The organism is uncultured Mailhella sp. (assembly GCF_963931295.1).
Classification (GTDB): domain Bacteria; phylum Desulfobacterota; class Desulfovibrionia; order Desulfovibrionales; family Desulfovibrionaceae; genus Mailhella.
Genome location: NZ_OZ007001.1, coordinates 2,425,529 through 2,448,715, shown reverse-complemented (window position 1 = coordinate 2,448,715; position 23,187 = coordinate 2,425,529). Strand labels below are relative to the sequence as shown.

The 23,187-nt window shown below is 61.1% G+C and carries 20 protein-coding genes; 19 read left to right on the top strand and 1 reads right to left on the bottom strand.

Features of this window, described 5'->3' with window-relative positions; genetic code table 11:
- The first annotated feature begins 52 nt into the window (after nt 1-52).
- The 8 genes from ABGT79_RS10235 (at nt 53) to ABGT79_RS10200 (ending at nt 8,009) form a co-directional block, all read left to right on the top strand.
- Nucleotides 53-940 (top strand): LysR family transcriptional regulator, encoded by an 888-nt coding sequence (locus ABGT79_RS10235; protein WP_346666081.1) that lies wholly within the window; start codon nt 53-55, stop codon nt 938-940.
- Nucleotides 941-1,068: 128 nt separating this feature from the next.
- Nucleotides 1,069-1,698, top strand: a complete 630-nt coding sequence (locus ABGT79_RS10230; protein ID WP_346666080.1) for a flavodoxin family protein — start codon at nt 1,069-1,071, stop codon at nt 1,696-1,698.
- A 126-nt stretch (nt 1,699-1,824) separates the two neighbouring features.
- On the top strand, nt 1,825-2,673 hold the full coding sequence (locus ABGT79_RS10225; RefSeq protein ID WP_346666079.1) for an amidohydrolase family protein: 849 nt from the start codon (nt 1,825-1,827) through the stop codon (nt 2,671-2,673).
- 3 nt (nt 2,674-2,676) lie between these two features.
- A complete protein-coding gene (locus tag ABGT79_RS10220; protein ID WP_346666078.1) occupies nt 2,677-3,507 on the top strand; it encodes an amidohydrolase family protein in 831 nt (276 codons plus the stop codon).
- Between the two features lie 1,307 nt (nt 3,508-4,814).
- The gene (locus ABGT79_RS10215) at nt 4,815-5,546 is read left to right on the top strand and encodes an amino acid ABC transporter ATP-binding protein (protein WP_346666077.1); all 732 of its coding nucleotides are present in this window, start codon (nt 4,815-4,817) and stop codon (nt 5,544-5,546) included.
- 168 nt (nt 5,547-5,714) lie between these two features.
- On the top strand, nt 5,715-6,536 hold the full coding sequence (locus tag ABGT79_RS10210; protein ID WP_294487332.1) for a transporter substrate-binding domain-containing protein: 822 nt from the start codon (nt 5,715-5,717) through the stop codon (nt 6,534-6,536).
- Nucleotides 6,537-6,588: 52 nt separating this feature from the next.
- Nucleotides 6,589-7,311 (top strand): amino acid ABC transporter permease, encoded by a 723-nt coding sequence (locus tag ABGT79_RS10205; protein WP_294487336.1) that lies wholly within the window; start codon nt 6,589-6,591, stop codon nt 7,309-7,311.
- On the top strand, nt 7,308-8,009 hold the full coding sequence (locus ABGT79_RS10200; protein WP_346666076.1) for an amino acid ABC transporter permease: 702 nt from the start codon (nt 7,308-7,310) through the stop codon (nt 8,007-8,009). The genes ABGT79_RS10205 and ABGT79_RS10200 overlap by 4 nt, the downstream gene beginning before the upstream one ends.
- Nucleotides 8,010-8,042: 33 nt before the next feature.
- Here ABGT79_RS10200 and ABGT79_RS10195 read toward each other — a convergent pair whose 3' ends face one another.
- Nucleotides 8,043-8,258 carry a hypothetical protein gene (locus tag ABGT79_RS10195; protein ID WP_346666075.1) on the bottom strand — a complete coding sequence of 72 codons (216 nt, stop codon included), beginning with the start codon at nt 8,256-8,258 and terminating at the stop codon, nt 8,043-8,045.
- A gap of 217 nt (nt 8,259-8,475) precedes the next feature.
- Here ABGT79_RS10195 and ABGT79_RS10190 point away from each other — a divergent pair, with 217 nt between their 5' ends.
- The 11 genes from ABGT79_RS10190 to ABGT79_RS10140 all read left to right on the top strand — a co-directional run bounded on the left by ABGT79_RS10190 (nt 8,476) and on the right by ABGT79_RS10140 (nt 23,037).
- Nucleotides 8,476-9,324 carry a glycerophosphodiester phosphodiesterase family protein gene (locus ABGT79_RS10190; protein ID WP_346666074.1) on the top strand — a complete coding sequence of 283 codons (849 nt, stop codon included), beginning with the start codon at nt 8,476-8,478 and terminating at the stop codon, nt 9,322-9,324.
- A 126-nt stretch (nt 9,325-9,450) separates the two neighbouring features.
- Nucleotides 9,451-10,767: a sn-glycerol-3-phosphate ABC transporter substrate-binding protein UgpB gene (ugpB, locus tag ABGT79_RS10185; protein WP_294487345.1), complete on the top strand. Its 1,317-nt coding sequence runs from the start codon at nt 9,451-9,453 to the stop codon at nt 10,765-10,767.
- 73 nt (nt 10,768-10,840) lie between these two features.
- On the top strand, nt 10,841-11,734 hold the full coding sequence (gene ugpA / locus ABGT79_RS10180) for a sn-glycerol-3-phosphate ABC transporter permease UgpA (RefSeq protein ID WP_346666073.1): 894 nt from the start codon (nt 10,841-10,843) through the stop codon (nt 11,732-11,734).
- A 22-nt stretch (nt 11,735-11,756) separates the two neighbouring features.
- Nucleotides 11,757-12,602, top strand: coding sequence for a sn-glycerol-3-phosphate ABC transporter permease UgpE (ugpE, locus tag ABGT79_RS10175; protein ID WP_294487351.1), 846 nt, complete (start codon nt 11,757-11,759; stop codon nt 12,600-12,602).
- 15 nt (nt 12,603-12,617) lie between these two features.
- Complete coding sequence (ugpC, locus tag ABGT79_RS10170) at nt 12,618-13,709, top strand: ABC transporter ATP-binding protein (protein ID WP_294487354.1); 1,092 nt, start codon at nt 12,618-12,620, stop codon at nt 13,707-13,709.
- Nucleotides 13,710-13,925: 216 nt separating this feature from the next.
- Nucleotides 13,926-15,305, top strand: coding sequence for an MATE family efflux transporter (locus ABGT79_RS10165; protein WP_346666072.1), 1,380 nt, complete (start codon nt 13,926-13,928; stop codon nt 15,303-15,305).
- A gap of 683 nt (nt 15,306-15,988) precedes the next feature.
- Nucleotides 15,989-17,029, top strand: a complete 1,041-nt coding sequence (locus tag ABGT79_RS10160; RefSeq protein ID WP_346666668.1) for a BMP family ABC transporter substrate-binding protein — start codon at nt 15,989-15,991, stop codon at nt 17,027-17,029.
- Nucleotides 17,030-17,391: 362 nt separating this feature from the next.
- Nucleotides 17,392-18,468 carry an ABC transporter permease gene (locus ABGT79_RS10155; RefSeq protein WP_346666071.1) on the top strand — a complete coding sequence of 359 codons (1,077 nt, stop codon included), beginning with the start codon at nt 17,392-17,394 and terminating at the stop codon, nt 18,466-18,468.
- On the top strand, nt 18,465-19,385 hold the full coding sequence (locus ABGT79_RS10150) for an ABC transporter permease (RefSeq protein ID WP_346666070.1): 921 nt from the start codon (nt 18,465-18,467) through the stop codon (nt 19,383-19,385). Before ABGT79_RS10155 ends, ABGT79_RS10150 begins: the two co-directional genes overlap by 4 nt.
- A gap of 671 nt (nt 19,386-20,056) precedes the next feature.
- Nucleotides 20,057-21,469 carry a multidrug transporter subunit MdtD gene (gene mdtD, locus ABGT79_RS10145; protein ID WP_346666069.1) on the top strand — a complete coding sequence of 471 codons (1,413 nt, stop codon included), beginning with the start codon at nt 20,057-20,059 and terminating at the stop codon, nt 21,467-21,469.
- 2 nt (nt 21,470-21,471) lie between these two features.
- Nucleotides 21,472-23,037 carry an ABC transporter ATP-binding protein gene (locus ABGT79_RS10140; protein WP_346666068.1) on the top strand — a complete coding sequence of 522 codons (1,566 nt, stop codon included), beginning with the start codon at nt 21,472-21,474 and terminating at the stop codon, nt 23,035-23,037.
- Nucleotides 23,038-23,187: the final 150 nt, after the last annotated feature.

Sequence of the window (23,187 nt, the reverse complement as noted above, 5' to 3'; positions counted from 1 at the left end):
CTTTCCCGAACCGGAACAGCTCCTGAAGGATGTTCCGAAACGCGGAGACATTATGGATCTGAAAGACATGCTGTACTTCTGCACCATCGTGGAGGAAGGACAGATAAGCAAGGCCGCAAAGCGGCTGAACATCAGTCAGCCTCCGCTGAGCCTGCGCCTCAAGGAGCTTGAAGAAGAGGTGGGCTGCTCCCTCATTTCCCGCTCCAGCGGAAAATGGAAGGTCACCAAGGAAGGACAGCTTCTCTACCACAAGAGTCAGCAGATTCTCAGTCACATCGAAGGACTGGCCGAAAGCATCCGGCACATCGGTTCGGAGTTCAGCGGCGAGGTGCGCATAGGCATAGGAACGCACTGCATATCCTACTTTCGGAGCATCGTTCCCACGCTCATCGAAAAGTATCCCCGCATTTCCTGCCGAACGGTCGTGGCCGATTCCCCCACCATCGAACGCTATCTTCAGGAGCGCTCCATCGAGCTCGCCGTGCTCAGACTCAACCTTTCGCACAACTGCTACACCACGTTCAATCTGCCTCCGCAGCACATGGTGGCCGTGTACTCCAATCTGGTGGAGCCGCCTTCCCACGAAGGACAGGTCACCTTTGAGGAACTGGTGAAGTATCCGCTGCTGCTCTCACGGCGCTGGGCCAACGCCGACGGCTTCCGCCCCATCGTGGCGGCCTTTCAGGCCAAGCATCTGCGCCCGCAGATGGTGCTCGACACGCAGACTCCGTCGCTGCTCTTTGAACTTCTCTACACCACGCCGGCCGTGGCCCTCATTCCCAACACCGAAATACCGCCGCACGCCGCTCACGTCTTTCCCGTCAGGGACATCGAGCACTTCGTCGTCTTTCAACCCGTGCTCGCTTATCTCAGCGACTCCTATCTCAGTCCTCAGACAACAGCCGTCATGGAACTTCTCAAAGAACAGTATATTGAGTAATACATATTTATTTTTTATATGTTCCATGAATAAAAAAAGTCTTTGTTATACACAATAAGTATGAACTATACATAGAGACAGGCAACACTGTTCAAAAGTCCGTCATCATCTATTCAAAAGGATTCATTATGAAAGTTCTCGCTCTCAATGGAAGTCAGAATCCCCGCGGAGTCACCTGGCACGCCATCAATCTTGTCGGAGAAGAGCTAGCCAAGGAAAACATCGGCCTCGACATCATCCACATCGGATCCAAGGCCGTGGCCGGATGCGTGGACTGCCGCAAATGCCGCACCAACGGGCATCACTGCATCCACAACGACATCGTCAACGAGATCATCGACAAACTTCCCGAATATGACGGCCTTATTCTGGGATGCCCCGTGCACTACATGGGCATTCCCGGCACGTTCAAGGCCTGTCTCGACAGGCTTCTCTACGCCACGGAGCATCTCGAAGGCTGGGGTCCCAAGCCCGCCACGGCCATTGCCGTCTGCCGCAGGGCCGGAGCCGTAAGCGCCGCGCAGCAGCTCGGCAACTACCTCAACTGCTCCAACCTCATCACGGTGAACAGTCAGTACTGGAACATCGCCTTCGGCTGGAAGCCCGAAGAATTTCTCTCGCAGGACGCGGAAGGCGTTCAGACCATGCAGGTGCTGGGACGCAACATGGCATGGCTGCTCAAGGTCATTGAAGCCGGACGGGCCAGCGTTCCCGCGCCCGTATACGAAAAGCGCGTGCGCGCCAATTTCTGCCGCTAAACCGCCGTCCGCCGCGTCGTCGACCCGGCGGACGGACGCTTTTCTGCGCAGCAGTGCCTCCTCGACGGCGCACGGCGCATGCCGGGCCGCCCCCTCCTTTTTCCACCATGCAGGAGGACTCCTTTCATGGTCATCGATTTCCGCCTTCGCCCTCCCTTCGGGGACTATGTCAAACTCGGCATGTACACCAACAAGGCGCGCTGCGCGAGCTACGCGTCCAACATCGGCAAGGGGCTGGCCCCGTCCATCGCGGAAGAAAGCATGGAACTGCTTCTTCAGGACATGGACAGAAACGGCATCGACATGGGCGTGGCCACCGGGCGCGTGGCTCACTTTGCCGGAGGCATGAGCAACGACAACATCCTTGAGCTGGTGCAGACCTGGCCCGACCGCTTCGTGGGCTTTGCCGGACTCAATCCGCTGGACTGGCGCTGGTCGCTGAAGGAAATTCACAGAACCGTCGTGGACGGTCCGCTCAAAGGCGTGGTGCTCGAACCGGGAGCCGTGCGGCCTCCCATGTACGGCGACGACGCCCTGCTCTACCCCCTGTACGCGGAATGCGAAAAGTACGACATTCCCGTCATGGTCATGCTCGGCGGCAACGCGGGCCCCAACGTGGACTACAGCTTTCCCCGCATCATCCACAAGATAGCCTCGGATTTCCCCACCGTAAAATTCATCGTGTCGCACGGCGGCTGGCCGTGGGTGCAGGCCGTGCTCGGCGTGTGCTTCGTGCAGCCGAACATCTATCTGAGTCCGGATCTCTACCTCTTCAATCAGCCGGGCTGGCAGGACTACGTCACGGCCGCGCACACCTACATGCGCAAACGCATTCTGTACGCCTCCGCCTATCCCTTCCTGCCTCTGGACTGCGTTCACGCCTTCCGCAAGCTGTTCACGCCTGAAATTCTTCCCGATCTCATGTGCAACAACGCCGCCGAAATCCTCAAGCTCGACATCAGGGGGAAAGAGTAACTCATGGTCATCGACTTTCGTCTCCGCCCCCCGTTCGGGGGCTTTCTTCATGTCGGCATGTACGCGGACAAGGCCGCCGCGGACTTCTACGCCGACAACATAGGATTGCAGCGTTCGCCGTCCGCCCGACAGGAATCCATGGAGCTGCTGCTCCAGGAAATGGAGGAAAACGGCATCGACATGGGCGTGGCCACCGGACGCGTCGGCCACCGCAAGGGCAACGTGCCCAACGATGAAATCATACGCCTCATGAAGGAATATCCCGGAAAGTTCGTGGGCCTTGCGGGCATAGACGCCTCCGACCCCAAGGAAGGCGTCAGGGAAATGCTCCGCGTGTGCGTGGACGGGCCGCTCAAGGGCGTGGTGCTCGAACCGGGAGCCCTCGACCGGCCCCGCTACGTGGACGACGCGCGCCTTTATCCCTTCTATGCCGAATGCGAACGTCGCCGCATTCCCGTCATTCTCATGATCGGCGGCCGGGCCGGGCCCGACAGAACTTACTCCGATCCGCAGCGTCTGAGCAGAATCGCCTTCGATTTTCCGGAGGTCAACTTCGTCGCCGCCCACGGCTGCTGGCCCTTTGTGCAGGAAATACTCGGCATCTGCTTCTATCAGAAAAACATCTACGTCTGCCCCGATCTCTACTTCTTCCACCTCCCCGGGCAGGACGACTACATCCGGGCTGGCAACTTCTACATGCAGGACCGCATGCTCTTCGGCTCCGCCTATCCCTTCACTCCGCTCTCCTGCGTCCATGAGTTCCGGGAAAGCTTCCGGCCGGAAGTGCAGGACAAGCTGCTCTACCGCAACGCCGCCGCACTGCTGGGACTCTAGGTCGCAGCCCCAGGGCACCCGTGCCGCAAGGTTGTTTCCGGCTCATGATCGACACGCGGCGGCTTCCGCGCCGGGAAAACACCGGGAACCGGGACGGCCTTCGTCCCGAGCAGTCCGCAAAGCCGCCTTCCGCGCGCCTTGCTCCGGCTGTTTTTCTGGACTCGACGCCGGGGCGTTCCAGCTCAGCCTGAGCCCCCTGATTGTCGCCCGACGCGACAAACCGGAGCAAAAAGCGTCTCCTCAGTCGAAAGACCTGTTTTCGACCAGGCCCAGCTCCGAGCTCACTCCCCGCTCCGTGCACTGTCACCGCTTCTCGCTCAGCCCCGCAGCTCTGCACAGCCTGGGCCCGGAATAAAACGCGAGCCAAAGAAGCCGCGCCCCCGCCGGCGACAGGCAAGGCACGAATGCGCCGGAGCACAGGGCATTGCACCAGAGTCGCCCCCGCTCTCCGGCAAGCCGGACGCGAATCCGAACAGGCCGTTCTTCTCCGGCGTCCGCCTTGTCCGGCGCGTACGCATCGCGCAAGGCCGAAGTCCTGCGCCTTTGGCACACGCCATTGCCCCCATTCCCTGTCGACCCCGGGCAGGCCGCTCTGATGCACGGAGCCGCCTGCCCGGACGCGCTCTGCGCCCTCCCCCGGACGAAAACACTGTTGGCGCGTTCCGCGGCCCGGGTTCCTGCATCCGGGAAAGCCTGCGGGAACTTCGACAGCTTTGCACATCGCCGAGTCCGATGCCCGCCGCACGGCGGCCTTCCGCAGCAGCGACGGCTTTCTCATGCTCCGCGGCCGCGACACCCGCGAATTCCGCTCCCCCCTGCCGCTCTTCTCTGCACGGCGCGCCTGACGCCTCCATGCGTCCGCCGTTGAAAGAAAACAGGCGGCATGACGTCCGCGACTCTCGACAAAACAGGTAAAAATATCTTTTTTGTTAATTTTTCTTCCTGTAAAAAGTCGTTCCCGCCCTCCTTGCATTTTTTTATTTTTCCTTCCATTCCAGCATATTAATCATATTTTCCCGCGTCACGCCCCTTCTTTTTTTTCTTGTTGCGCGTCAACCCGCAAAATGCTGAACTTTTCAAAAAATGTACATACTGAAAGAAGTTGCATAACATTGCATAAAAACTGCATATTTTTATTCTCTTTCACTTTATTTTCAAATTGTGCCGACAGCGGCATGAACAAGATTGACAAAAAATATCGGCCCTGCTAGCTTTTACATTATTGTTAATTCGTTGATGAGGAAAAAACGAAAATCTCAAAACAATACAGTGCGGTAAGAGTCCTCAGCGGCCCGCCGCTCAGGAGAATGAACGTGATAAGGCTTTCCGACATCCATAAATCCTTCGGTTCCCACGAGGTGCTCAAAGGCGTCAATCTCGACGTGAAGGAAGGGGAAAAACTCGTCATCATCGGGCCTTCCGGCTCCGGCAAGTCCACCACCGTGCGCTGCATGAACGGACTCGAAACACCCACTTCCGGACACGTCTACATCGACAACACGGAACTCACGAAGCAGAACCGCATTTCGCTCGTGAGAAGCACTTCGTCCATGGTGTTTCAGCAGTTCAACCTGTATCCGCACCTCACCGTCATGGGCAATCTCACTCTGGCTCCCGTCAAGCTGTTCGGCAAGACCAGAAAGGAAGCTCAGGAACTCGCCCGGCACTATCTCTCCGTCGTGGGGCTGGAAGAAAAGGCCAACGCCTATCCCGCCACGCTTTCCGGCGGCCAGCAGCAGCGCGTGGCCATCGCCCGAGCCCTGTGCAGCCAGACCAAGATCATTCTTTTCGACGAGCCCACTTCCGCCCTCGATCCCGAAACCGTGCAGGAAGTGCTGAACGTCATGGTCAAGCTCGCCGGAGAAAAGAACATCACCATGGTCATCGTCACCCACGAAATGGGCTTTGCCCGCGAAGTGGCCGACCGCGTGATCTTCATGGAAGACGGCACCATTCTGGAAGAAGGCACGCCCGAACACTTCTTCCTCAATCCCACCCACGAACGCACCAAGCAGTTCCTCGGCAAGATTCTGCACTAAACGCAGACAACGCCGTGTTCGCAGGCTGCGGGCGAACTCCCGCGAGCCTGTGCAGGCGCGTCTGCACGGTGCGGCCATCCGCCGGGCATTTTCGTCAGCAAACCTCGCGTTCCCCCCGCGCAAGGCAAAAACAATCGCCAGCCGGCACTCAACAAGGAGGCAGACACAATGAACAAACTTCACCGCATGGGAGCCCTTCTTCTCTCGGCCCTCGCCATCCTGACCTTCGCCACCACAGCCTCGGCCGCCACCCTGCCCGACGACGTGCAGGCCATCGTCAAGCGCGGCGAACTGCACGTGGGCGTCAAGTCCGACGTTCCGGGCTTCAGCATGCAGGATCTGTCCGGCAACTACGCCGGCATGGAAGTGGATCTCTCCAAGAAGCTCGCCGAAGCCATGGGCCTCAAGGCCGACAAGGTGGTCTTCACCGCCGTGACCGCCAAGACCCGCGGACAGCTCCTCGACACCGGCGACATCGACATGGTGCTCGCCACCTTCACCATCACCCCGGACCGCAAGAAGATCTGGAACTTCTCCACTCCCTACTACACCGACGCCGTCTCCCTGCTCGTGAAGAAGAATTCCGGCATCGCCAACTACGGCGATCTCGTGAAGAAGCGCGTGGGCGTGGCTGAAGGCTCCACCTCCAAGGACGCCCTCATCAAGGCTGCCGCCGAAAACGGCGTCACCCTCACCGACACCGCCAACATCCAGACCTTCCCCGACTATCCCTCCATCAAGGCCGCGCTCGACGCCGGTCAGGTGCAGGCCTTCTGCGTGGACGGCTCCATTCTTTCCGGCTATCTTGATCCGAGCACCGAAATCCTGAGCACCGTGCGCTTCGCTCCCCAGGATTACGGCGTGGCCACCAAGCTCTCCAACAAGGGCCTGGCCGAGTTCGTCGAAAAGCAGATTTCCGCCTGGCTCGCCGACGGCACCATAGACAAGATCATTGCCAAGAACGGCGTCACGCCTTCCTTCAAGAAGTAACACTCCCAAGAGCGGCGCGGCCCTGCCGCGCCGCCAGCCACAGGTTTGAATCGTGATTGAACAAATACTGTCACCCGCATGCTGGATGGTGTTTCTGGCCGACTGGACCCTGTTTCTGCAGGCCTTCGGCGTGACCGTCATGGTCTCCATCGCGGCGCTGGCCCTCGCGCTGGCGCTCGGCGTCGTGTTCGGCGTCATGTCCACGTCGCACTTCGCCGTTCCCAGAAGCATCGCCCGCGCCTATGTGGAAGCCATACAGAATACGCCGCTCGTTCTTCAGGCCTACGTGTTCTATCTCGCCCTCCCCTATGTGGGCGTCATGATGGGACAGGTGAGCGTGGGCATCTTTGCCGTGGGCATCTATCACGGCGCCTACATCGCCGAAGTGGTGCGCGCCGGCATTCAGTCCATTCCGCGCGGCCAGGCCGAAGCAGCCGCCTCTCAGGGCTTCACCTACGTGCAGACCATGCGCTGGGTCATCCTGCCCCAGACGGTGAAAATCATCCTGCCCCCGCTGGTCAACCAGATGGTCAACCTCATCAAGAACACGTCCGTCATCGCGCTCATCGGCGGCACGGACCTCATGAACCGCACCAACGACTGGGCCACCAGCGGCGCCAGCATCTACGGGCCGCCCTTCCTGGTGTGCGGCATCCTGTATTTTCTGCTGTGCTTCCCCCTTTCCACCTGGGGTCGCCGCTATGAGGAACGCCTGAAGCGCCAGGACAGCCGCGCCGGGCAGGAAATGAAAAAAATAGAGGAAGAATTGTCGTGATCGAGGTCATTACCCGCACATTTACGCCCGAAATTCTCACCTATCTTCTGGGCGGCGCGTGGCTCGTCATCGAGCTTTCCGTCGTCATCGTGATATGCAGCATCTTTTTCGGGCTCATTCTGGCGCTTCTGCGCAGCTACGACAAATTCGTCCTCGGCAAACTCGCAGGCGTCTACATCGAAATTTTCCGCAACACCCCCAACCTCATGTGGGTGCTCATCTGCTACGTGTACGCGCCCATGCCCACGGCCTTTCTGCGCTGCTCCTTCGCCTTCGTGCTGTTCACCTCCGCCACCATTGCGGAAATTATCCGCGGAGGTCTGAACTCCATTCCCAGAGGACAGTTTGAAGCCGCCGCCTCCCAGGGCTTCAACTTCGTGCAGACGCTCGTGTACATCATTCTGCCGCAGTGCTTCCAGAACATCGTTCCCACCCTGCTCAGTCAGGTCATCACCGTGGTCAAGGATACCTCGTTCCTTTCCATGGTGGCCGTGGCCGAACTCATGTTCCGCTCCCGCAACGCCCTCGCCCTGCTGCCGCGCTACACCGGGCAGACCGTGGGCATTGCACAGGTGGCCGTCATCTTCGGCTTTGCGGCGCTCATCTACTTTGTCATCAACTTCACCCTCTCCTGCGTGGTTCGTCACATGCATAAGCGCAGACACGCCGCCTCGCGGAACCTGGGAGAAGCCGCCTGACCCGCAGAAAAAATTTTCTGCAACGTTTCCCTCCTAGGAAAGGGCCCGTCCGGCACATGTCGGCGGGCCTTTTCTTTGTTCTTTCAGGCAACGCATTTCCTGTTTCTGCCGCCCCTTTCTCTTCAAGGACATCGGAAAAACGTTTTCCTTGCATGAAGCAGAGACATGAAAAATGATTTTTTTCACAAAATCCTTTTCTTTCGGCAAAAGAAACAATGTGAATGAAAGAATAGGGTTGATAACAGGCATGATTTAGGATACTCACGAAAGTTAAATATATATTGTCATAAAAATGCAATGTTCAGCAGCAATGATGCCCGCACCCCGCCGCAACGGGCGCGGATACGAAAAAACGAGGGCAAGCCTCTTTTCGCGAACATTTCTTCATGCGGATCGCCGTTGATTCCGCATGAAGCCGCGACGCGTTGCCGCGGATCAAAACACACATGGATACAGGACATCCGCCATGAAAAACACTGTTGAACTGCATGCTCGCGCTTCCATGCCCCTTGTCATCGCCCATCGCGGCGCCAGAGGACACGCCCCTGAAAACACGCTGACCTCCGCCGCGCTCGGCCACGCCGTGAAGGCCGATCTCTGGGAGTTGGACGTCAACTATACCAAGGACTACAAGCTCGTGGTCGTTCACGACGACACCCTCGTGCGCACCACCAACGTGGAAGAAGTCTATCCCGGCCGCCCCTCCTACCGCGTGTGCGACTTCACGCTTGAGGAACTCGGCAGACTGGACGCCGGTTCCTGGTACGAAGGCCGCGATCAGTTCGGCCGCGTGGCCGCAGGAGAACTGAGCGCCGAAACCCTCGCCTCCTTCAAGGGACTGCGCATTCCCACGCTGGAACAGGCGCTCGAACTCACGAAGCGCTTCGACTGGGCCGTGAACGTGGAAATTAAAAACCACGCACACCTCATCGGTCATGATACTGTAACAAAAGACGTGTTAGAGATGATCCGCCGTTTCGACATGGTGGAGCAGGTCATCATTTCCTCGTTCCAGCACCGCTATCTGCTGGAATGCCACGATCTGTGTCCCGAAATCGCCACGGGCGCCCTCGTGGAAAACACCCGCCCCGACGATCCCGTCGAACTGTGCCGCAGTCTCGGCGTGAACGCCTACCATCCGGACAGGCTGATTCTCGCCCCCGGCGATCTTGCCGCCCTCCGCGACGCCGGCTTTGCCGTCAACGTCTGGACCGTCAACGACATGGATGAAGCCAGAAAGCTCGTGGAAGACGGCGCAAGCGGCATCATCACCGACTTCCCGGCCGCGTGCCGGGCGGCGCTGGGCAGAGACTGAACCGTCAGCAGCGCGCCCCGAGAGGGGACCTTCCGTCCCCTCCTTCCGGGCGCGTGAATATAGTTCCTTCCGGGATTTTCCCGGAGACTCCAACCGGACGACACGTCCGCAAAGGCAGGAGAACTTATGCGTTCACTCCGATCCGTGGCCCTTCTGGCCGTTTCTCTGATGCTCCTGGCGAGTCCCGTGCAGGCGAAAACCACCATCACCTTCTGGCACGGCATGGGCGGCGAGCTCGGTGAAATCACCGACAACATCATCAAGGACTTCAACGCCTCCCAGGACAAATACGAAGTCAAGGGCGTGTACAAGGGCAACTACGACGAAGCCATGACCGCCGCCATTGCCGCCTTCCGCGCCAAGCAGCATCCGAACATCATCCAGATCTTTGAAGTGGGCACCGCCAGCATGATGGCCGCCAAGGGCGCCATCCGTCCCGTCTGGGAAATCATGGACGCCGCGGGCACGCCGCTCGACATGTCCAAGTTCCTGCCTTCCGTCACGAGCTACTATTCCACCAGCGACGGCAAGCTCATCGCCATGCCCTTCAACGCCTCCACCACGGTGCTCTACTACAACAAGGACGCCGTGAAGAAGGCCGGCGGCGATCCTGAAAACTTCCCCCGCACCTGGCCCGAAGTGGCCGACCTCGCCCGCAAGATCAAGGAATCCGGCGCGTGCAAGTACGGCATGACCAGCGGCTGGCAGTCCTGGGTGCAGCTTGAAAGCTTCTCCGCCTGGCACAACGTTCCCTTCGCCTCCAACAACAACGGCTTCGACGGACTGAACACCGAACTGCTCTTCAACGGTCCGCTGCAGGTCCGCCACATCGACTTCCTCTCCAAGCTCAACAAGGAAGGCGTTTCCGTGTACGTGGGCCGCAAGTCCGAAGCCATCAACACCTTCACCGCCGGCGAAGCGGGCATTCTCATGAACTCCTCCGGCTCCTACGCCGCCGTCAAGGCCGGCGCCAAGTTCAACTGGGGCGTCATGGTGCTGCCCTACTGGCCCGACGTGAAGGGAGCTCCTCAGAACACCGTGATCGGCGGCGCCGCTATCTGGGCCATGGCCGGTCATTCCAAGGATTCCGAAAACGGCGTGGCCGCCTTCATCAACTACATCCTGAAGCCTGAAGTGCAGGCCGCCTTCCATCAGGCCACCGGCTACGTGCCCGTCACCCTCGCCGGCTACGAGCTCACCAAGCAGCAGGGCTTCTACGACAAGAACCCCGGCACCGACGTGGCCGTGAAGGCCCTCTCCGACAAGAAGCCCACCATCAACACCCTCGGCCTGCGCCTCGGCAACTTCGTCCAGATCCGCAACATCATCGACGAAGAACTCGAAGCCGTCTGGGCCGGCAAGAAGACCGCCAAGGAAGCTCTCGACTCCGCCGTGAAGCGCGGCAACGTCGAACTGCGCCGCTTTGAGCGCGCCAACAGCTGATCCGCTCATCTAACACACAAAGGGGAGAGACCGACTCTCCCCTTTTTCAACCACAGCCGTCAAAGGAGTTCTCATGCAGGATGAGCGCTACGCGTTCCGGGGCAAAAAGCATCTGCTGCTGCCCATTCTCTTCCTGCTGCCCCAGCTTGTCATCACGGTGGTGTTCTTCTTCTACCCCGCCGGCGAGGCCCTGCTCGGGTCGGTATACATGGAAGACTCTTTCGGCCTTTCCAGAGAGTTCGTCGGACTGGACAACTTTGTCGTTCTTTTCTCCGATCCCAGCTATCTTGAAACGCTGTATCTCACCTTCATCTTCAGCATCGCCACCATCACCCTCACCATGACGGTTTCCCTGCTCATGGCCGTCGTCGCCGATCAGGTAAGCTTCGGCGGCGCGCTCTACAAGTCGATGCTCATCATTCCCTACGCCGTGGCTCCGCCCCTCGCCGGCGTGCTCTGGCTCTTTCTGTTCAATCCTTCCGTAGGCGTGCTCTCCTCGCTGCTCGACAGCCTGGGATACACCTGGAACCACAAGCTCAACGGCAATCAGGCCCTGCTGCTGCTCATCATATCTGCCTCCTGGAAGCAGATTTCCTATAATTTCCTGTTCTTCCTTGCGGGACTCCAGGCCATTCCGCGTTCGCTCATCGAGGCCGCCGCCATCGACGGCGCCAGCCCCTGGCAGCGCTTCCGCAACATCATCTTCCCCCTGCTCTCGCCCACGACCTTCTTCCTGCTCGTGGTCAACACCATCTACACCCTGTTCGAGACCTTCGGCATCGTGCATGCGGTCACCCAGGGCGGGCCTTCACGCGCAACGGAAACACTCATCTACAAGGTCTTCAACGACGGGTTCATCGGCCTCGACTTCGGCGGTTCCTCCGCGCAGTCGGTGGTGCTCATGTTCATCGTCATGATTCTGACGTTCCTCCAGTTCCGCTATGTCGAACGCAAGGTCAACTACTAGCCGCAACAGGAGAAGATTCGTTATGGTAGAAAAGAAAGGACTCGGAAGAGCGCTCAGTCACGCCGTGCTCCTGTTCGGCGCGGCCGTCGTTCTCTTTCCCCTGTACGTGGCGCTCGTGGCCACCTCACACAGCTACGACGTGCTCATAGGCACCACGCCCCTGTGGTTCGGTCAGGAACTCGTCAAGAACTTCACCACCGTGCTCACCCAGGGTCTCAAGGCCGCCGGCGGCATTCCCGTGTGGGTCATGATGGGCAACAGCCTCATCATGGCGCTCGGCATCGCCCTCGGCAAAATCGCCATTTCCATCACCGCGGCCTACGCCATCGTGTTCTTCCGCTTCCGCGGACGCGAGCTGTGCTTCGTGCTCATCTTCATCACGCTCATGATGCCCGTGGAAGTGCGCATCGTGCCCACCTTCCAGGTGGCCGCCAACCTGAACTTCATCGACAGCTACCCCGGCCTCATTCTGCCGCTCATCGCCTCGGCCACGGCCACGTTCCTGTACCGTCAGATGTTCATGACCATTCCCCAGGAACTGCTCGAAGCCGCGCGCATCGACGGCGCAGGCCCCTGGCGCTTCTTCGTGGACGTGGTGCTCCCGCTCTCCCGCACGAACACCGCCGCGCTCTTCGTGGTGCTGTTCATCTACGGCTGGAACCAGTACCTCTGGCCCCTGCTCGTCACCAATCAGGAAAGCATGTACACCGTGGTCATGGGCATTCAGCGCATGGTGAACATTCCCGACGCCGTGCCGGAATGGAACCTCATCATGGCCGTGGCCCTTCTGGGCATGCTGCCGCCGCTGCTCGTGGTGCTCGGCATGCAGAAGCTCTTCGTCCGCGGACTTGTGGAAACCGAGAAGTAGTACAAGGATCAGACAATGGCAAACGTTCGTCTCATCAACATAGACAAGACTTTCAACAAGAACAAAGTGCTCTCCGGTCTCAACCTCGAAGTGCCGGACGGCTCGTTCATGGTCATGGTGGGCCCCTCGGGCTGCGGCAAGTCCACGGCCCTGCGCTGCATCGCAGGCCTCGAAGAAGTGACTTCCGGCACCATCATGATCGGCGACAAGGACGTCACCCGCATGGAGCCCAAGGACCGCAACATCGCCATGGTGTTCCAGAACTACGCGCTCTATCCGCACATGAACGTGTACGACAACATCACCTACGGCCTGAAGGTGCGCGGCATTCCCGCCGACGAGCGCAAGCGCCGCGCCCTGGAAGCCGCCAAGCTCCTCGGCCTCGACGGCCTGCTCGAACGCATGCCCCGTCAGCTTTCCGGCGGCCAGCGTCAGCGCGTGGCCATGGGCCGCGCCATCGTGCGCGAACCCAGCGTGTTCCTCTTCGACGAGCCGCTCTCCAACCTCGACGCCAATCTGCGCAATCAGATGCGCATCGAACTGCGCCGCCTGCATCAGCGCCTCGCCACCACCAGCATCTACGTGACCCACGATCAGGTGGAGGCCATGACCCTCGCCGAAAAGATCCTCGTGCTGCGCGCAGGCCACATCGAACAGTACGGAACCCCCGACGACGTGTATCTGCGCCCGGCCTCCGTGTTCGTGGCGCAGTTCATGGGCTCCCCCTCCATGAACATCGTGCGCGCCCGCGCGGAAAAGAACGACATCATCCTGCCCGACGGCACCCGTCTTTCCGGCGTGCAGGCCGAAGACATCGACATCTCCGGCCGCAGCGGCGACATTCTGCTCGGCCTTCGCAGCGAAGACCTCATCTTCGACCCTGAAGGCGACATCCGCGTCACCGTAGACATCGTGGAAGCCCTCGGCTCCGACACCCTCGCCTACTGCCGCCCCCTGAGCGCGAATCCCGAAAAGCAGGAAAGCTCCTCGGTCATCGTGCGCCTCCAGGGCTCGCAGCGTCCCTCTTCCGGCGACGTCATCCGCCTCACGGCCCGCAAGGGTCACGGCCACGTGTTCGACACGGAAACGCAGCTGCGCTGCCTGTAAAACTCCCGACATTCCACAAAAAGGGCGGAAGCTTCGGCTCCCGCCCTTTTTTGCGCCCATCAAAAGCAGGCTTCCCCGCGCCTTTCAACGCCGCTTCCGCCGACTTCTTGTTACCGGCTGGACAAGACGCCGGAAAGTGATAGGTTCAACCTAGTTCCCCGCTGGCTTTCCGGCGAAACATCCTTTGTACTCACCCCCTGCATGAAGGAGAACACGATGGGACATGCCCAGCACGTTGACATGCTGCACGGTCCGCTCTTGGGCAAGATCATTCTCTTTGCCCTGCCCATTGCCATGAGCAGCATTCTGCAGCAGCTGTTCATTTCTGCGAACGTCGCCGTGGTCGGACACTTCGTCGGAGCTCAGGCCGTGGCCGCCGTCGGCGGAAACGGACCTATCGTCAATCTCATCATCAACCTCTTTCTCGGGCTTTCCGTCGGCGCAAACGTCGTCATCGCCCGCTACGTCGGCAGAGAGGATCAGCAGGCCTGCCAGTCCGCCGTTCACACGGTCATGGCCGTGTCCATACTGAGCGGCTTCTTCCTGCTCGTGGCGGGACAGTTCCTCGCGCCCATGCTGCTGCGCTTCGTGGACGTGCCGCACGACGTCATGGATCTGGCCGTACTGTATCTGCGCATCTACTTCGTCGGCATGCCGTGCATCATGATCTACAACTTCGGCGCGGCCGTGCTGCGCAGCGTGGGCGACACCAAGCGCCCCATGTACAGCCTCATGGCCGCAGGCGTGGTCAACGTTTCGCTGAGCGTGGTGTTCGTGCTCTTCTGCGACATGGGCGTCGCGGGCGTGGGTCTCGCCACCTTCACGGGCAACCTCGTCAGCGCCGCGCTCGTCATGTACTTTCTGCTCACCGAAGACGACATGATCCGCCTGAACATCCGCAGGCTTGCCATCGCGCGCGTCCATCTGCTGCGCGTCATCAGAATCGGCGCTCCCGCCGGACTGCAGGGCATGATCTTCTCGCTCTCCAACGTGTGCATTCTCTCGGGCATCAACGGCTTCGGCTCCAGCACGGCCGCCGGTTCGGCCGCGGCCATCAATTTCGAGTTCATCTCCTATTTCTTCGTCAACGCCTTCTGTCAGGCCACCGTGACCTTCACCAGCCAGAACTACGCCATGTGCCAGCTCGACCGCTGCAAGAAGATCTTCCGCGAAAACATGGCCTGCGCCGTCGTGCTTGCCGGTCTCACCTGCCTCACATTCACCCTCGGCGCCGCATTCTTCTCCGGCATGTACACCAGCGATCCCGAAGTCATTCGCCACGCCGTCACCCGCGTTACCATCGTCGAAAGCATGGAATGGCTCTGCGCCACCTACGAAATCAGCGGCGCGGCTCTGCGCGGCATGGGCATCTCCATGCTGCCCGCCATGGTCACGCTCGTGGGCTCATGCCTTCTGCGCATCGTGTGGGTCTATACCGTGTTCCGCATGTTCCCTACCTACGAAACGCTGCTCTACGTCTATCCCGTCTCGTGGATCATCACGGGCGTCATCATGCTTGTCGTGTACTTCGTCATCCGTAACAAGCTGTTTTGCGAGCGCGAACGCGGCGGAATCTGCAAGCCGCTGGAGTTCTGATCGCCTGAATTCCAAAACGAAGCGGCGACGCCTTTCCACGTGATCACGCCGACCGCCCCCCTCGGACGAAGCCATGCGCCCGTGCGTCCGCAGCCGTGGCTATCCGGCCGCCCCGGCTGCGAACAAGCGCTGCCTCGTCATGGGCCCCGAACGCCGCGTCCGTGCCTTTCCTCTTCTGCCGGAATCACACCAGAAACCGCGTCGTCCGCATGCGATGGCGCATTGACGAAGCGCAAACGAAAAGCCCGCCGCACTCTGCCCTGCGGCCGGACTCTTCTCACCCCGGCTTCTTGCCGCATGCCGCTCCCTGAATCTCCCACAAAAAAGCCCGCCGCCCCCCCCACTATTAAAAAATTTTGAAAGAGAGGATGGGGGCCCCCCCCGGGGGAAGGAGGGAAAACTTTTGAAAAAGTTTTCCCTCCTTCCCCCGTCACTCTTCCCCCCTCTCTCCCTTCCTCCGATTTTCCGCGGGGCGGAAGGGTTTTCGAGGCTTGAAGAGCGCATAATAATGGGTTAGAGTTCCTTTTTTACCGGCGGGGGAGCCGTCGTTTTTTTCGGCGCTGCGGCCCCGCGAGCTTGTGGCGCGCCTGCGTGGGCGGGGGCGTCGGTCATCATTTTTTAACACGGGAGAGTTCGGGATGCGTTTTCTCAACTATGCCGCGGCATGTCTTGCCGTTTGCGGTATGGCCCTTTCTCCGCTGGTTTCCTCCGCGCATGCGGAAGATGCCGCGAAGAAGATCAAGGTGGGCTTCATCTATGTTTCCCCTGTGGGCGACGAGGGCTGGTCGTGGACGCACGATCAGGGCCGCAAGATGATGGACGCCATGCCTGACGTGGAAACCACCATGATGGAAAGCGTGCCCGAAGGCCCCGACGCCGAGCGCGCCATCAAGAACATGTGCTCCAAGGGCTACAACGTCATTGTGGCCACGAGCTTCGGCTACATGGACGCCATGGCCAAGATGGCCAAGCGCAACCCCGACATCACGTTCCTGCACTGCTCGGGCTACAAGCACAGCAAGAACATGACCTGCTATTTCGGCAGAATGTATCAGGCCCGCTACCTCACCGGCATGGTGGCCGGCTCCATGACCAAGAAAAACGAAATCGGCTATGTGGCGTCGTTCCCCATTCCCGAGGTGGTGCGCGGCATCAACGCCTTCACTCTGGGCGTTCGCGCCGTGAACCCCGACGCCAAGGTGCGCGTGGTCTGGACCCGCACCTGGTACAGCCCCGACGATGAAAAGAAGGCCGCCGAAGGCCTGCTCGACGTTGGCGTGGACGTCATTGCCCAGCATCAGGATTCCGCGGGCCCGCAGACCGCCGCCGAAGCGCGCGGCGCGTATTCCGTGGGCTACAATACCGACATGTCCGCCGCCGCGCCCAAGGCGCATCTTGTGGCGGCCGTGTGGGACTGGAACAAGTTCTACAAGAAGTTCATCGACGAATATCGCGCCGGAACCTGGAAGAACGGCAACTACTGGTACGGCATCGGCGACGGCATTGTGGACATCTCCCGCTACGGCGACATGGTGCCTGACGACGTGCGCGCCAAGGTGGACGCCGTGAAGGCCGACATCGTGTCCGGCAAGTATCAGGTGTTCACCGGCCCGGTGAAGGATCAGGAAGGCAAGGTGCGCGTGGCCGAAGGTCAGGTTGCGCCCGACGACATGCTGCTCTCCATGGACTGGTTCGTGGAAGGCGTGGTAGGAACCACCAAGTAACATTTCAGGAAAGCTCCGTCCGGCGAGGACGGGGCTTTTTATTTTCCGGTCCGTGGCGATGCGTCCGGCCCTGCGGGGCGGGCGCTCCCGCGGACTTCCGCTCTTGCCGGACGCGCAAGGCAACGGTTCGGCATCCGACGCCGCGCCGAGCGTCCGCGGCGTATCAAAAAGCGCTGCCAACAGCCTTGCGGACCGCACGGCAAGAAACGTGGAGGGCCTGCGTCCCGGCGGAGGCCGGACTCGCGCAAACATCACTCGCAGGAGCGAAAGGCCGACGTTCAGCCCTGCGGCCATCATGACATGCAACCGCGCCGGAAGCATACGTCTGCCATCCGGGGCATCAAGATATTTTCGGAGGAATCATGGACGGTTTCAGAGTCGTCAGACGGCAGACCCCTCATCGCTGGGCCGGGCTTGTCGTGCTGCCGGCGGCGCTTCTCATCGCCCTGGCGTTCTGTTCCCTGCTGCTGATGCTTCAGGACAAGTCGCCCGTCGAAGCCGCCGTGGTGCTGTTTCAGGGCGGGTTCGGAAGCCTGCACGCGCTTCAGGACACCATGCTCAAGGCCATTCCCATTTTTCTGTGCTCGCTCGGCGTGTCCATCGCCTTCCGCATGAAGGTGTGGAACATCGGCGCGGAAGGACAGTTCGCCCTCGGCGGCGTGGGAGCCACCTGGGCCGTGCTGACGTTTCCCGATCTGCCCATGCCGGCCATGCTCCTCGCCATGCTGGCGTGCGCGGCCGTCGCCGGCGGACTGTGGGGCATGCTCCCCGGTCTGCTCAAGCTCAAATTCGGCCTCAATGAAATCATTTCCACGCTCATGCTCAACTACATAGGCATCGAGTTCATGCGCTATCTCGTGTACGGCCCGTGGAAGGATCCCGGAAGCATGGGCTTCCCCATGACGGCCATGTTCCCAGACGAAGCCATCTTCCCCGAGGTCATCGGCTACGTGCATGCGGGCATTCTGGTGTGCCTCGCGGCTGCCGTGGCGGTTTCCATATTCCTGCAGCGCACGAGGCTCGGCTTTGAACTGTGCGCCGCGGGTGAAAATCCGCGGGCGGCAAGGTACGCGCGCATTCCCTACGGCTTTCTGCTGGTCTTCGTGCTCACACTTTCCGGCGCGCTCGCGGGCATGGCCGGATGCGTGGAAGTTTCGGCCACGTTCAACCGTCTCCAGCCCAGCCTCTGCACGGGCTACGGCTACACCGCCATCGTGGTGGCGTGGCTCTCGCGCCTGCGCACGCCTTCCATCGCGCTCTTTTCCATATTCCTGGCCGGACTTCTCGTGGGCACGGACAACCTGCAAGTGGACATGCAGGTGCCCGCGGCCTTCGGCGGCATTCTCGAAGGCTGCATTCTGCTCTGCGTGCTCGCCGGACAATTCTTCTACTCCTACACCTTTGTGAGAACGGGTCGCAGTCAGGGAGGTGCGGCATGACCTGGGATATCTTCGTCGCGCTGCTGGCCGCCACGGTGCTCGCCGGCACGCCGCTTCTGTACGCCACCATGGGCGAACTCATCACCGAACGCTCGGGCGTGCTCAACCTCGGCGTGGAAGGCATGATGATCATGGGCGCGTTCTTCGCCTTCATCGTGCAGTTCAAAACGGGCAATCCGTGGCTGGCCGCGCTGGCCGCGGGCGTCGGCGCAGGCTGCCTCGGTCTGATTCACGGCGTGGTCTGCCTGATCTTTCAGGGCAATCAGACCGTGTCCGGTCTTGCGCTCACCATCTTCGGCGTGGGCCTTTCCGACTACCTCGGCGCGCCCTTCATCGGCGAAAAGACCGTGGGCTTCCAGCCCTTCGACATTCCGCTGCTTTCCGACATTCCCGTGATCGGTCAGGTGCTCTTTCAGCACGATCCGCTCGTGTACATCTCCTATATTCTGCCGTGGGCGGTCATGTGGTTCTTCCGCCGCACCTCGCTCGGCCTTGCGCTCTGCGCTTCCGGCGAATCGCCCGACGCCGTGCAGGCCGCAGGTCTCGATCCCGTCAGGATGCGCTGGCTCGGCATTTTTGCCGGAGCCTTCTTCGTGGGCATAGGCGGAGCCTATCTTTCCCTCTGCGCCACGCATATGTGGACCCACAACCTCACCGCGGGCAAGGGCTGGATTGCCGTGGCGCTGGTCATTTTCGCGTTCTGGCGGCCGGGCCGCGCCATGTTCGGCGCGTATCTGTTCGGCGGCATCATGGCCTTTCAGCTCAGGCTCCAGGCGCTCGGCACCACCATTCCCTCTTCGCTCATGATGATGCTGCCCTACGCGCTCACCATTCTTGCACTGCTGTTCTCCTCAGCCAGAGGCAAAGGCAGAAACGCTCCGGCCGCGCTCGGCGAGAACATCGCTCCGGGCGCGTAACGAACGCCTGAAGCGCCGAACGTCCGCTCTCCCGGCGTCTTTTTCGTCGGGACGCGGGGCGAAAAGCGCGGGGCCAGAAAGGCGCGCTGCGACAGCAAAGCGCGCCGAGGCGACGCGCGGAAGAACGACTCGCCCGCAGGGAACAAGCCGACGCCGGGAAGGCATCAGAAGCCCGGAAGAAGCAGGCCGCCCCGGCGAAGCCCGGACGACCAGGGACGGCGCGACGCAAAGCGGACGCGGTTCCGGACGGCGGAGAGAGACGGCAAACGCCCGGGCACAGGCCCTACGCGAACCGACCAGCCCTTCCGCTGAGACGAGCCGCACCAAACGACGAGGACTCCGGCAAGGGACGCGCCGCGCGAACCGACCATCGCCTTCGTTCCGGCTCCGCAGCGAATGCGCCTTCCGCAGGGCCCGGCGGGAAAGACGGAAAGACGCCGCCTCCGACCGGTGCGCCGAGTCGGCCCGCAAAAAGCGTCGCCCGCCTGCCGAAAGTCTCGACGCCGCGCAGGATCGCGCGGCGGACGCGCCCCGCATCGGAGCCTTTCATCCGGCAGGAAAGAACCGGGGGAATGATATTGTAAGGGGGTTGCAACTCTTTTCTTTTTTGGTGAAAATTCCCGGAGAATCGACCTGTTATCACAACAGGCCCGAAAGCCAAGGATACTCCCATGCTGACTTCCCGCGACATGCTTACCGGGCTTCCCATGATTACGGCTGCGGCCTTCTTCATGCAGATGCTCGACTCCACCATTCTCAACACGGCGCTTCCCTCCATAGCCGCGTCCATGCATCGGGCTCCCTTCACCATGCAGCTTGCGGTCATCAGTTATGCGCTGACCGTGGCCATGCTCATTCCCCTCAGCGGCTGGCTGGCCGACACCTTCGGTACGCGACGCGTGTTTCTCTCGGCCGTGGCCCTCTTCGTGGCCGGATCGGCATTCTGCGCCATGTCCCATTCCCTGCCGCAGCTCGTGGCCGCCCGCGTGGTGCAGGGCGTGGGCGGGGCCATGATGGTGCCCGTCTCCCGCCTCACCCTCATGCGCGCCTACTCCCGCGCAGACTTCGTGCGGGTGTTCAACTTCATCACCATTCCCGGGCTGGTGGGGCCCGTGGTGGGGCCCATCATCGGCGGCTGGCTCGTCACCTACGCCTCGTGGCACTGGATATTCCTCATCAACGTGCCGCTCGGCCTGATCGGCTTTCTCTACTCCCTGAAATGCTTTCCCGATTTCCGCCAGCCCCGCGGACGCTTCGACGCCCTGGGCTTCTGCATCATCGGCGCAAGCGTGATTTCCATGACCGCCGGACTGGAACTCACCGGCGGCAAAACTTCTTCCCCCACGCTTGCCGCAACCCTCATCGTTCTGGGCTTCGCGGCCGTGGCGCTGTACGTCTTCCACGCCCGCCGCTCGCCCTCGCCGCTCATTGCGCTCAAGGTCTTCCGCACCCGCACCTTCCGGGTGGGCATCGCCGGCAACATGGTCGCCCGTCTGGGCACGGGAAGCATTCCCTTCCTCGTGCCGCTCATGCTTCAGGTGGGCCTCGGCTATTCCGCCGACGTGGCCGGTCTCATCATGCTGGCCCCGGCCATCGGCTCCATCATGACAAAAACCGTGGTGCTGCGCCTGCTCCACCGCTTCGGCTACCGCCACGTGCTGCTCTTTCTCACCCTCGCCATCGCAGGCATGTACCTCTTCATGAGCCTCCAGCGTCCGGGCTGGCCCCTCACGCTGCTCGTGATTCAGCTTCTCGTGCAGGGCATGTTCATGTCCGGACAGTTCACCTCCATGAACACCATCACCCTGGGCGAGCTGCCCGCAGAAACGGCCAGCGACGGCAACAGTCTGCTTTCCGTCACGCAGAATCTCACCGTCAGCTTCGGCGTGGCCATCAGCACCGCGCTGCTGCGCTTCTTCTCCGGTCCTTCCGGAGAACTGCACGCCCTGCACTGCACCTTCGTGGCCGTGGGCCTCATCACCGCGGCCTCGGCCTTCGTGTTCGTCCTTCTGCGCAAGGACGACGGCGAAAATCTTCTGGAAAAAAACAATACCGGCGGCCGCGCGCAGCCGAAAGGAAACTAGCCATGGCACAAACGCCTTCTTTTGCAGCGAAAAAGAGCGCGGACGGCACCCCGCCCCTGATTCGTCTGGAAAACATCTGCAAGAGCTACGGCCCCGTCCGGGCCAACCGCAACATCTCTCTGGAAATACGTTCCGGCGAAATCCTCGCCCTGCTCGGCGAAAACGGCGCGGGCAAGTCCACGCTCATGTCCATACTGTCGGGCAAGTCGCGGCAGGATTCCGGCACCATCTTCGTGGACGGCCTTCCTTCGCCGTTCCGCTCCCCCCGCGACGCCCTGGCCGCGGGCATCGGCATGGTGTATCAGCACTTCATGCTCGTCGAAGCCATGACCGTGACGCAGAATCTCATGCTCGGTCAGGCGCACGGCATTCTGAATCCCGCGGCCATGCGCGCAAGAGTGCTTGAACTTGCCGAACGCTACGGCTTTGAAATCAATCCCGACGCCATGATTTCCGATCTTTCCATGGGCGAGCGTCAGCGGGTGGAAATTCTGAAGCTGCTCTACCGCGACTGCCGCGTGCTCATTCTCGACGAACCCACCGCCGTGCTCACGCCGCCGGAAATCAGTCAGCTTTTCTCCGCACTGCGGCGCATGGCGGCCGACGGCAAAGCCATCGTGTTCATCAGCCACAAGATGAAGGAAGTGCTGGACCTCGCCACCGAAATAAGCATTCTGCGCCGGGGCGAGATTGTGGAGCATTTTCTGCGCTCCGAAGTGCCGGGCGAACGGGAGCTCGCCGAACGCATGGTGGGCCGTCAGATGGAAACCGAAGTGGAACAGACCCCCGTGGAAAAGGGCGAAGTGCTGCTGGAACTCGACAACGCGTGCTGCGGCATGGCGCAGTCTCTCAGCTGCACGCTGCGGCGCGGCGAAGTGCTCGCCGTGGTGGGCGTGGCCGGCAACGGTCAGCGCGAGCTCGTGGAAATGGTCACGGGCGGCGCAAAGCCCGAAGGAGGCTCCGTCCGCATTCTCGGCAAGAGCTGGAGCGAGTTCATGCGCACGCGCATGGGGCGTCGGAGCATGGTGTACATTCCCGAAGACAGAAAGGGGCTTGCCACCTGCCCGTCGCTGGATCTCCTGGACAACTTCCTTCTCACCAACCGCAACGGCTTTCAGAATTTCGGATTTCTGGACAGGCGTCATTCGGCCACGGCGGCCGCGGACATCATGGAGGAATACCAGGTGGTGGCCGACGGACTGCACGCCACGGCCGGATCGCTTTCCGGCGGCAATCTGCAAAAAATGGTGCTCGGTCGGGAATTTTTCCGTGAGCCGAGTCTGATTGTGGCGGAAAATCCCACGCAGGGGCTGGACATCGGAGCCATGGAGGAAGTGTGGCGGCGCATTCTGGACGCGCGCGACCACGCGGGCGTGCTGCTCGTGACGAGCGATCTGCGCGAAGCCATGACCCTGGCCGACACCTTTGCCGTCATGTACCGGGGCCGCTTCATCGACGTGTTTCCCCGTTCCGACGAAGCGCGCGTGGAGTCCATCGGCCTCATGATGGCGGGCATACGCTTCGGCGAGGACGCGGAAAACGGCGCGGACAAGGCGCAGGAAAAATAAGACGGCGACGTGCTGTTTCGCAAACAGGGGCGGCCCGTTCTGCGGGCCCGCCGCCCGCGACTCCGCGTCCGCGAGGCGGGAAGATGCCCGCAAGTCGGAAGTCCGCGGCCAGATGCGGGAAACGTCGGCGAGCTGACGGGAGCCCGGAGA

Coding starts and splice junctions, on each gene's coding strand:
- ABGT79_RS10195 (WP_346666075.1), bottom strand. CDS start 8,258: ATGCCTGTTATCAACCCTATTCTTTCATTCACATTGTTTCTTTTGCCG.
- ABGT79_RS10150 (WP_346666070.1), top strand. CDS start 18,465: ATGACCTGGGATATCTTCGTCGCGCTGCTGGCCGCCACGGTGCTCGCC.
- ABGT79_RS10190 (WP_346666074.1), top strand. CDS start 8,476: ATGAAAAACACTGTTGAACTGCATGCTCGCGCTTCCATGCCCCTTGTC.
- ABGT79_RS10155 (WP_346666071.1), top strand. CDS start 17,392: ATGGACGGTTTCAGAGTCGTCAGACGGCAGACCCCTCATCGCTGGGCC.
- ABGT79_RS10225 (WP_346666079.1), top strand. CDS start 1,825: ATGGTCATCGATTTCCGCCTTCGCCCTCCCTTCGGGGACTATGTCAAA.
- ABGT79_RS10210 (WP_294487332.1), top strand. CDS start 5,715: ATGAACAAACTTCACCGCATGGGAGCCCTTCTTCTCTCGGCCCTCGCC.
- ABGT79_RS10215 (WP_346666077.1), top strand. CDS start 4,815: ATGAACGTGATAAGGCTTTCCGACATCCATAAATCCTTCGGTTCCCAC.
- ugpA (WP_346666073.1), top strand. CDS start 10,841: ATGCAGGATGAGCGCTACGCGTTCCGGGGCAAAAAGCATCTGCTGCTG.
- ugpB (WP_294487345.1), top strand. CDS start 9,451: ATGCGTTCACTCCGATCCGTGGCCCTTCTGGCCGTTTCTCTGATGCTC.
- ugpC (WP_294487354.1), top strand. CDS start 12,618: ATGGCAAACGTTCGTCTCATCAACATAGACAAGACTTTCAACAAGAAC.
- ABGT79_RS10160 (WP_346666668.1), top strand. CDS start 15,989: ATGGCCCTTTCTCCGCTGGTTTCCTCCGCGCATGCGGAAGATGCCGCG.
- ABGT79_RS10220 (WP_346666078.1), top strand. CDS start 2,677: ATGGTCATCGACTTTCGTCTCCGCCCCCCGTTCGGGGGCTTTCTTCAT.
- ugpE (WP_294487351.1), top strand. CDS start 11,757: ATGGTAGAAAAGAAAGGACTCGGAAGAGCGCTCAGTCACGCCGTGCTC.
- ABGT79_RS10165 (WP_346666072.1), top strand. CDS start 13,926: ATGGGACATGCCCAGCACGTTGACATGCTGCACGGTCCGCTCTTGGGC.
- ABGT79_RS10230 (WP_346666080.1), top strand. CDS start 1,069: ATGAAAGTTCTCGCTCTCAATGGAAGTCAGAATCCCCGCGGAGTCACC.
- ABGT79_RS10235 (WP_346666081.1), top strand. CDS start 53: ATGGATCTGAAAGACATGCTGTACTTCTGCACCATCGTGGAGGAAGGA.
- mdtD (WP_346666069.1), top strand. CDS start 20,057: ATGCTGACTTCCCGCGACATGCTTACCGGGCTTCCCATGATTACGGCT.
- ABGT79_RS10140 (WP_346666068.1), top strand. CDS start 21,472: ATGGCACAAACGCCTTCTTTTGCAGCGAAAAAGAGCGCGGACGGCACC.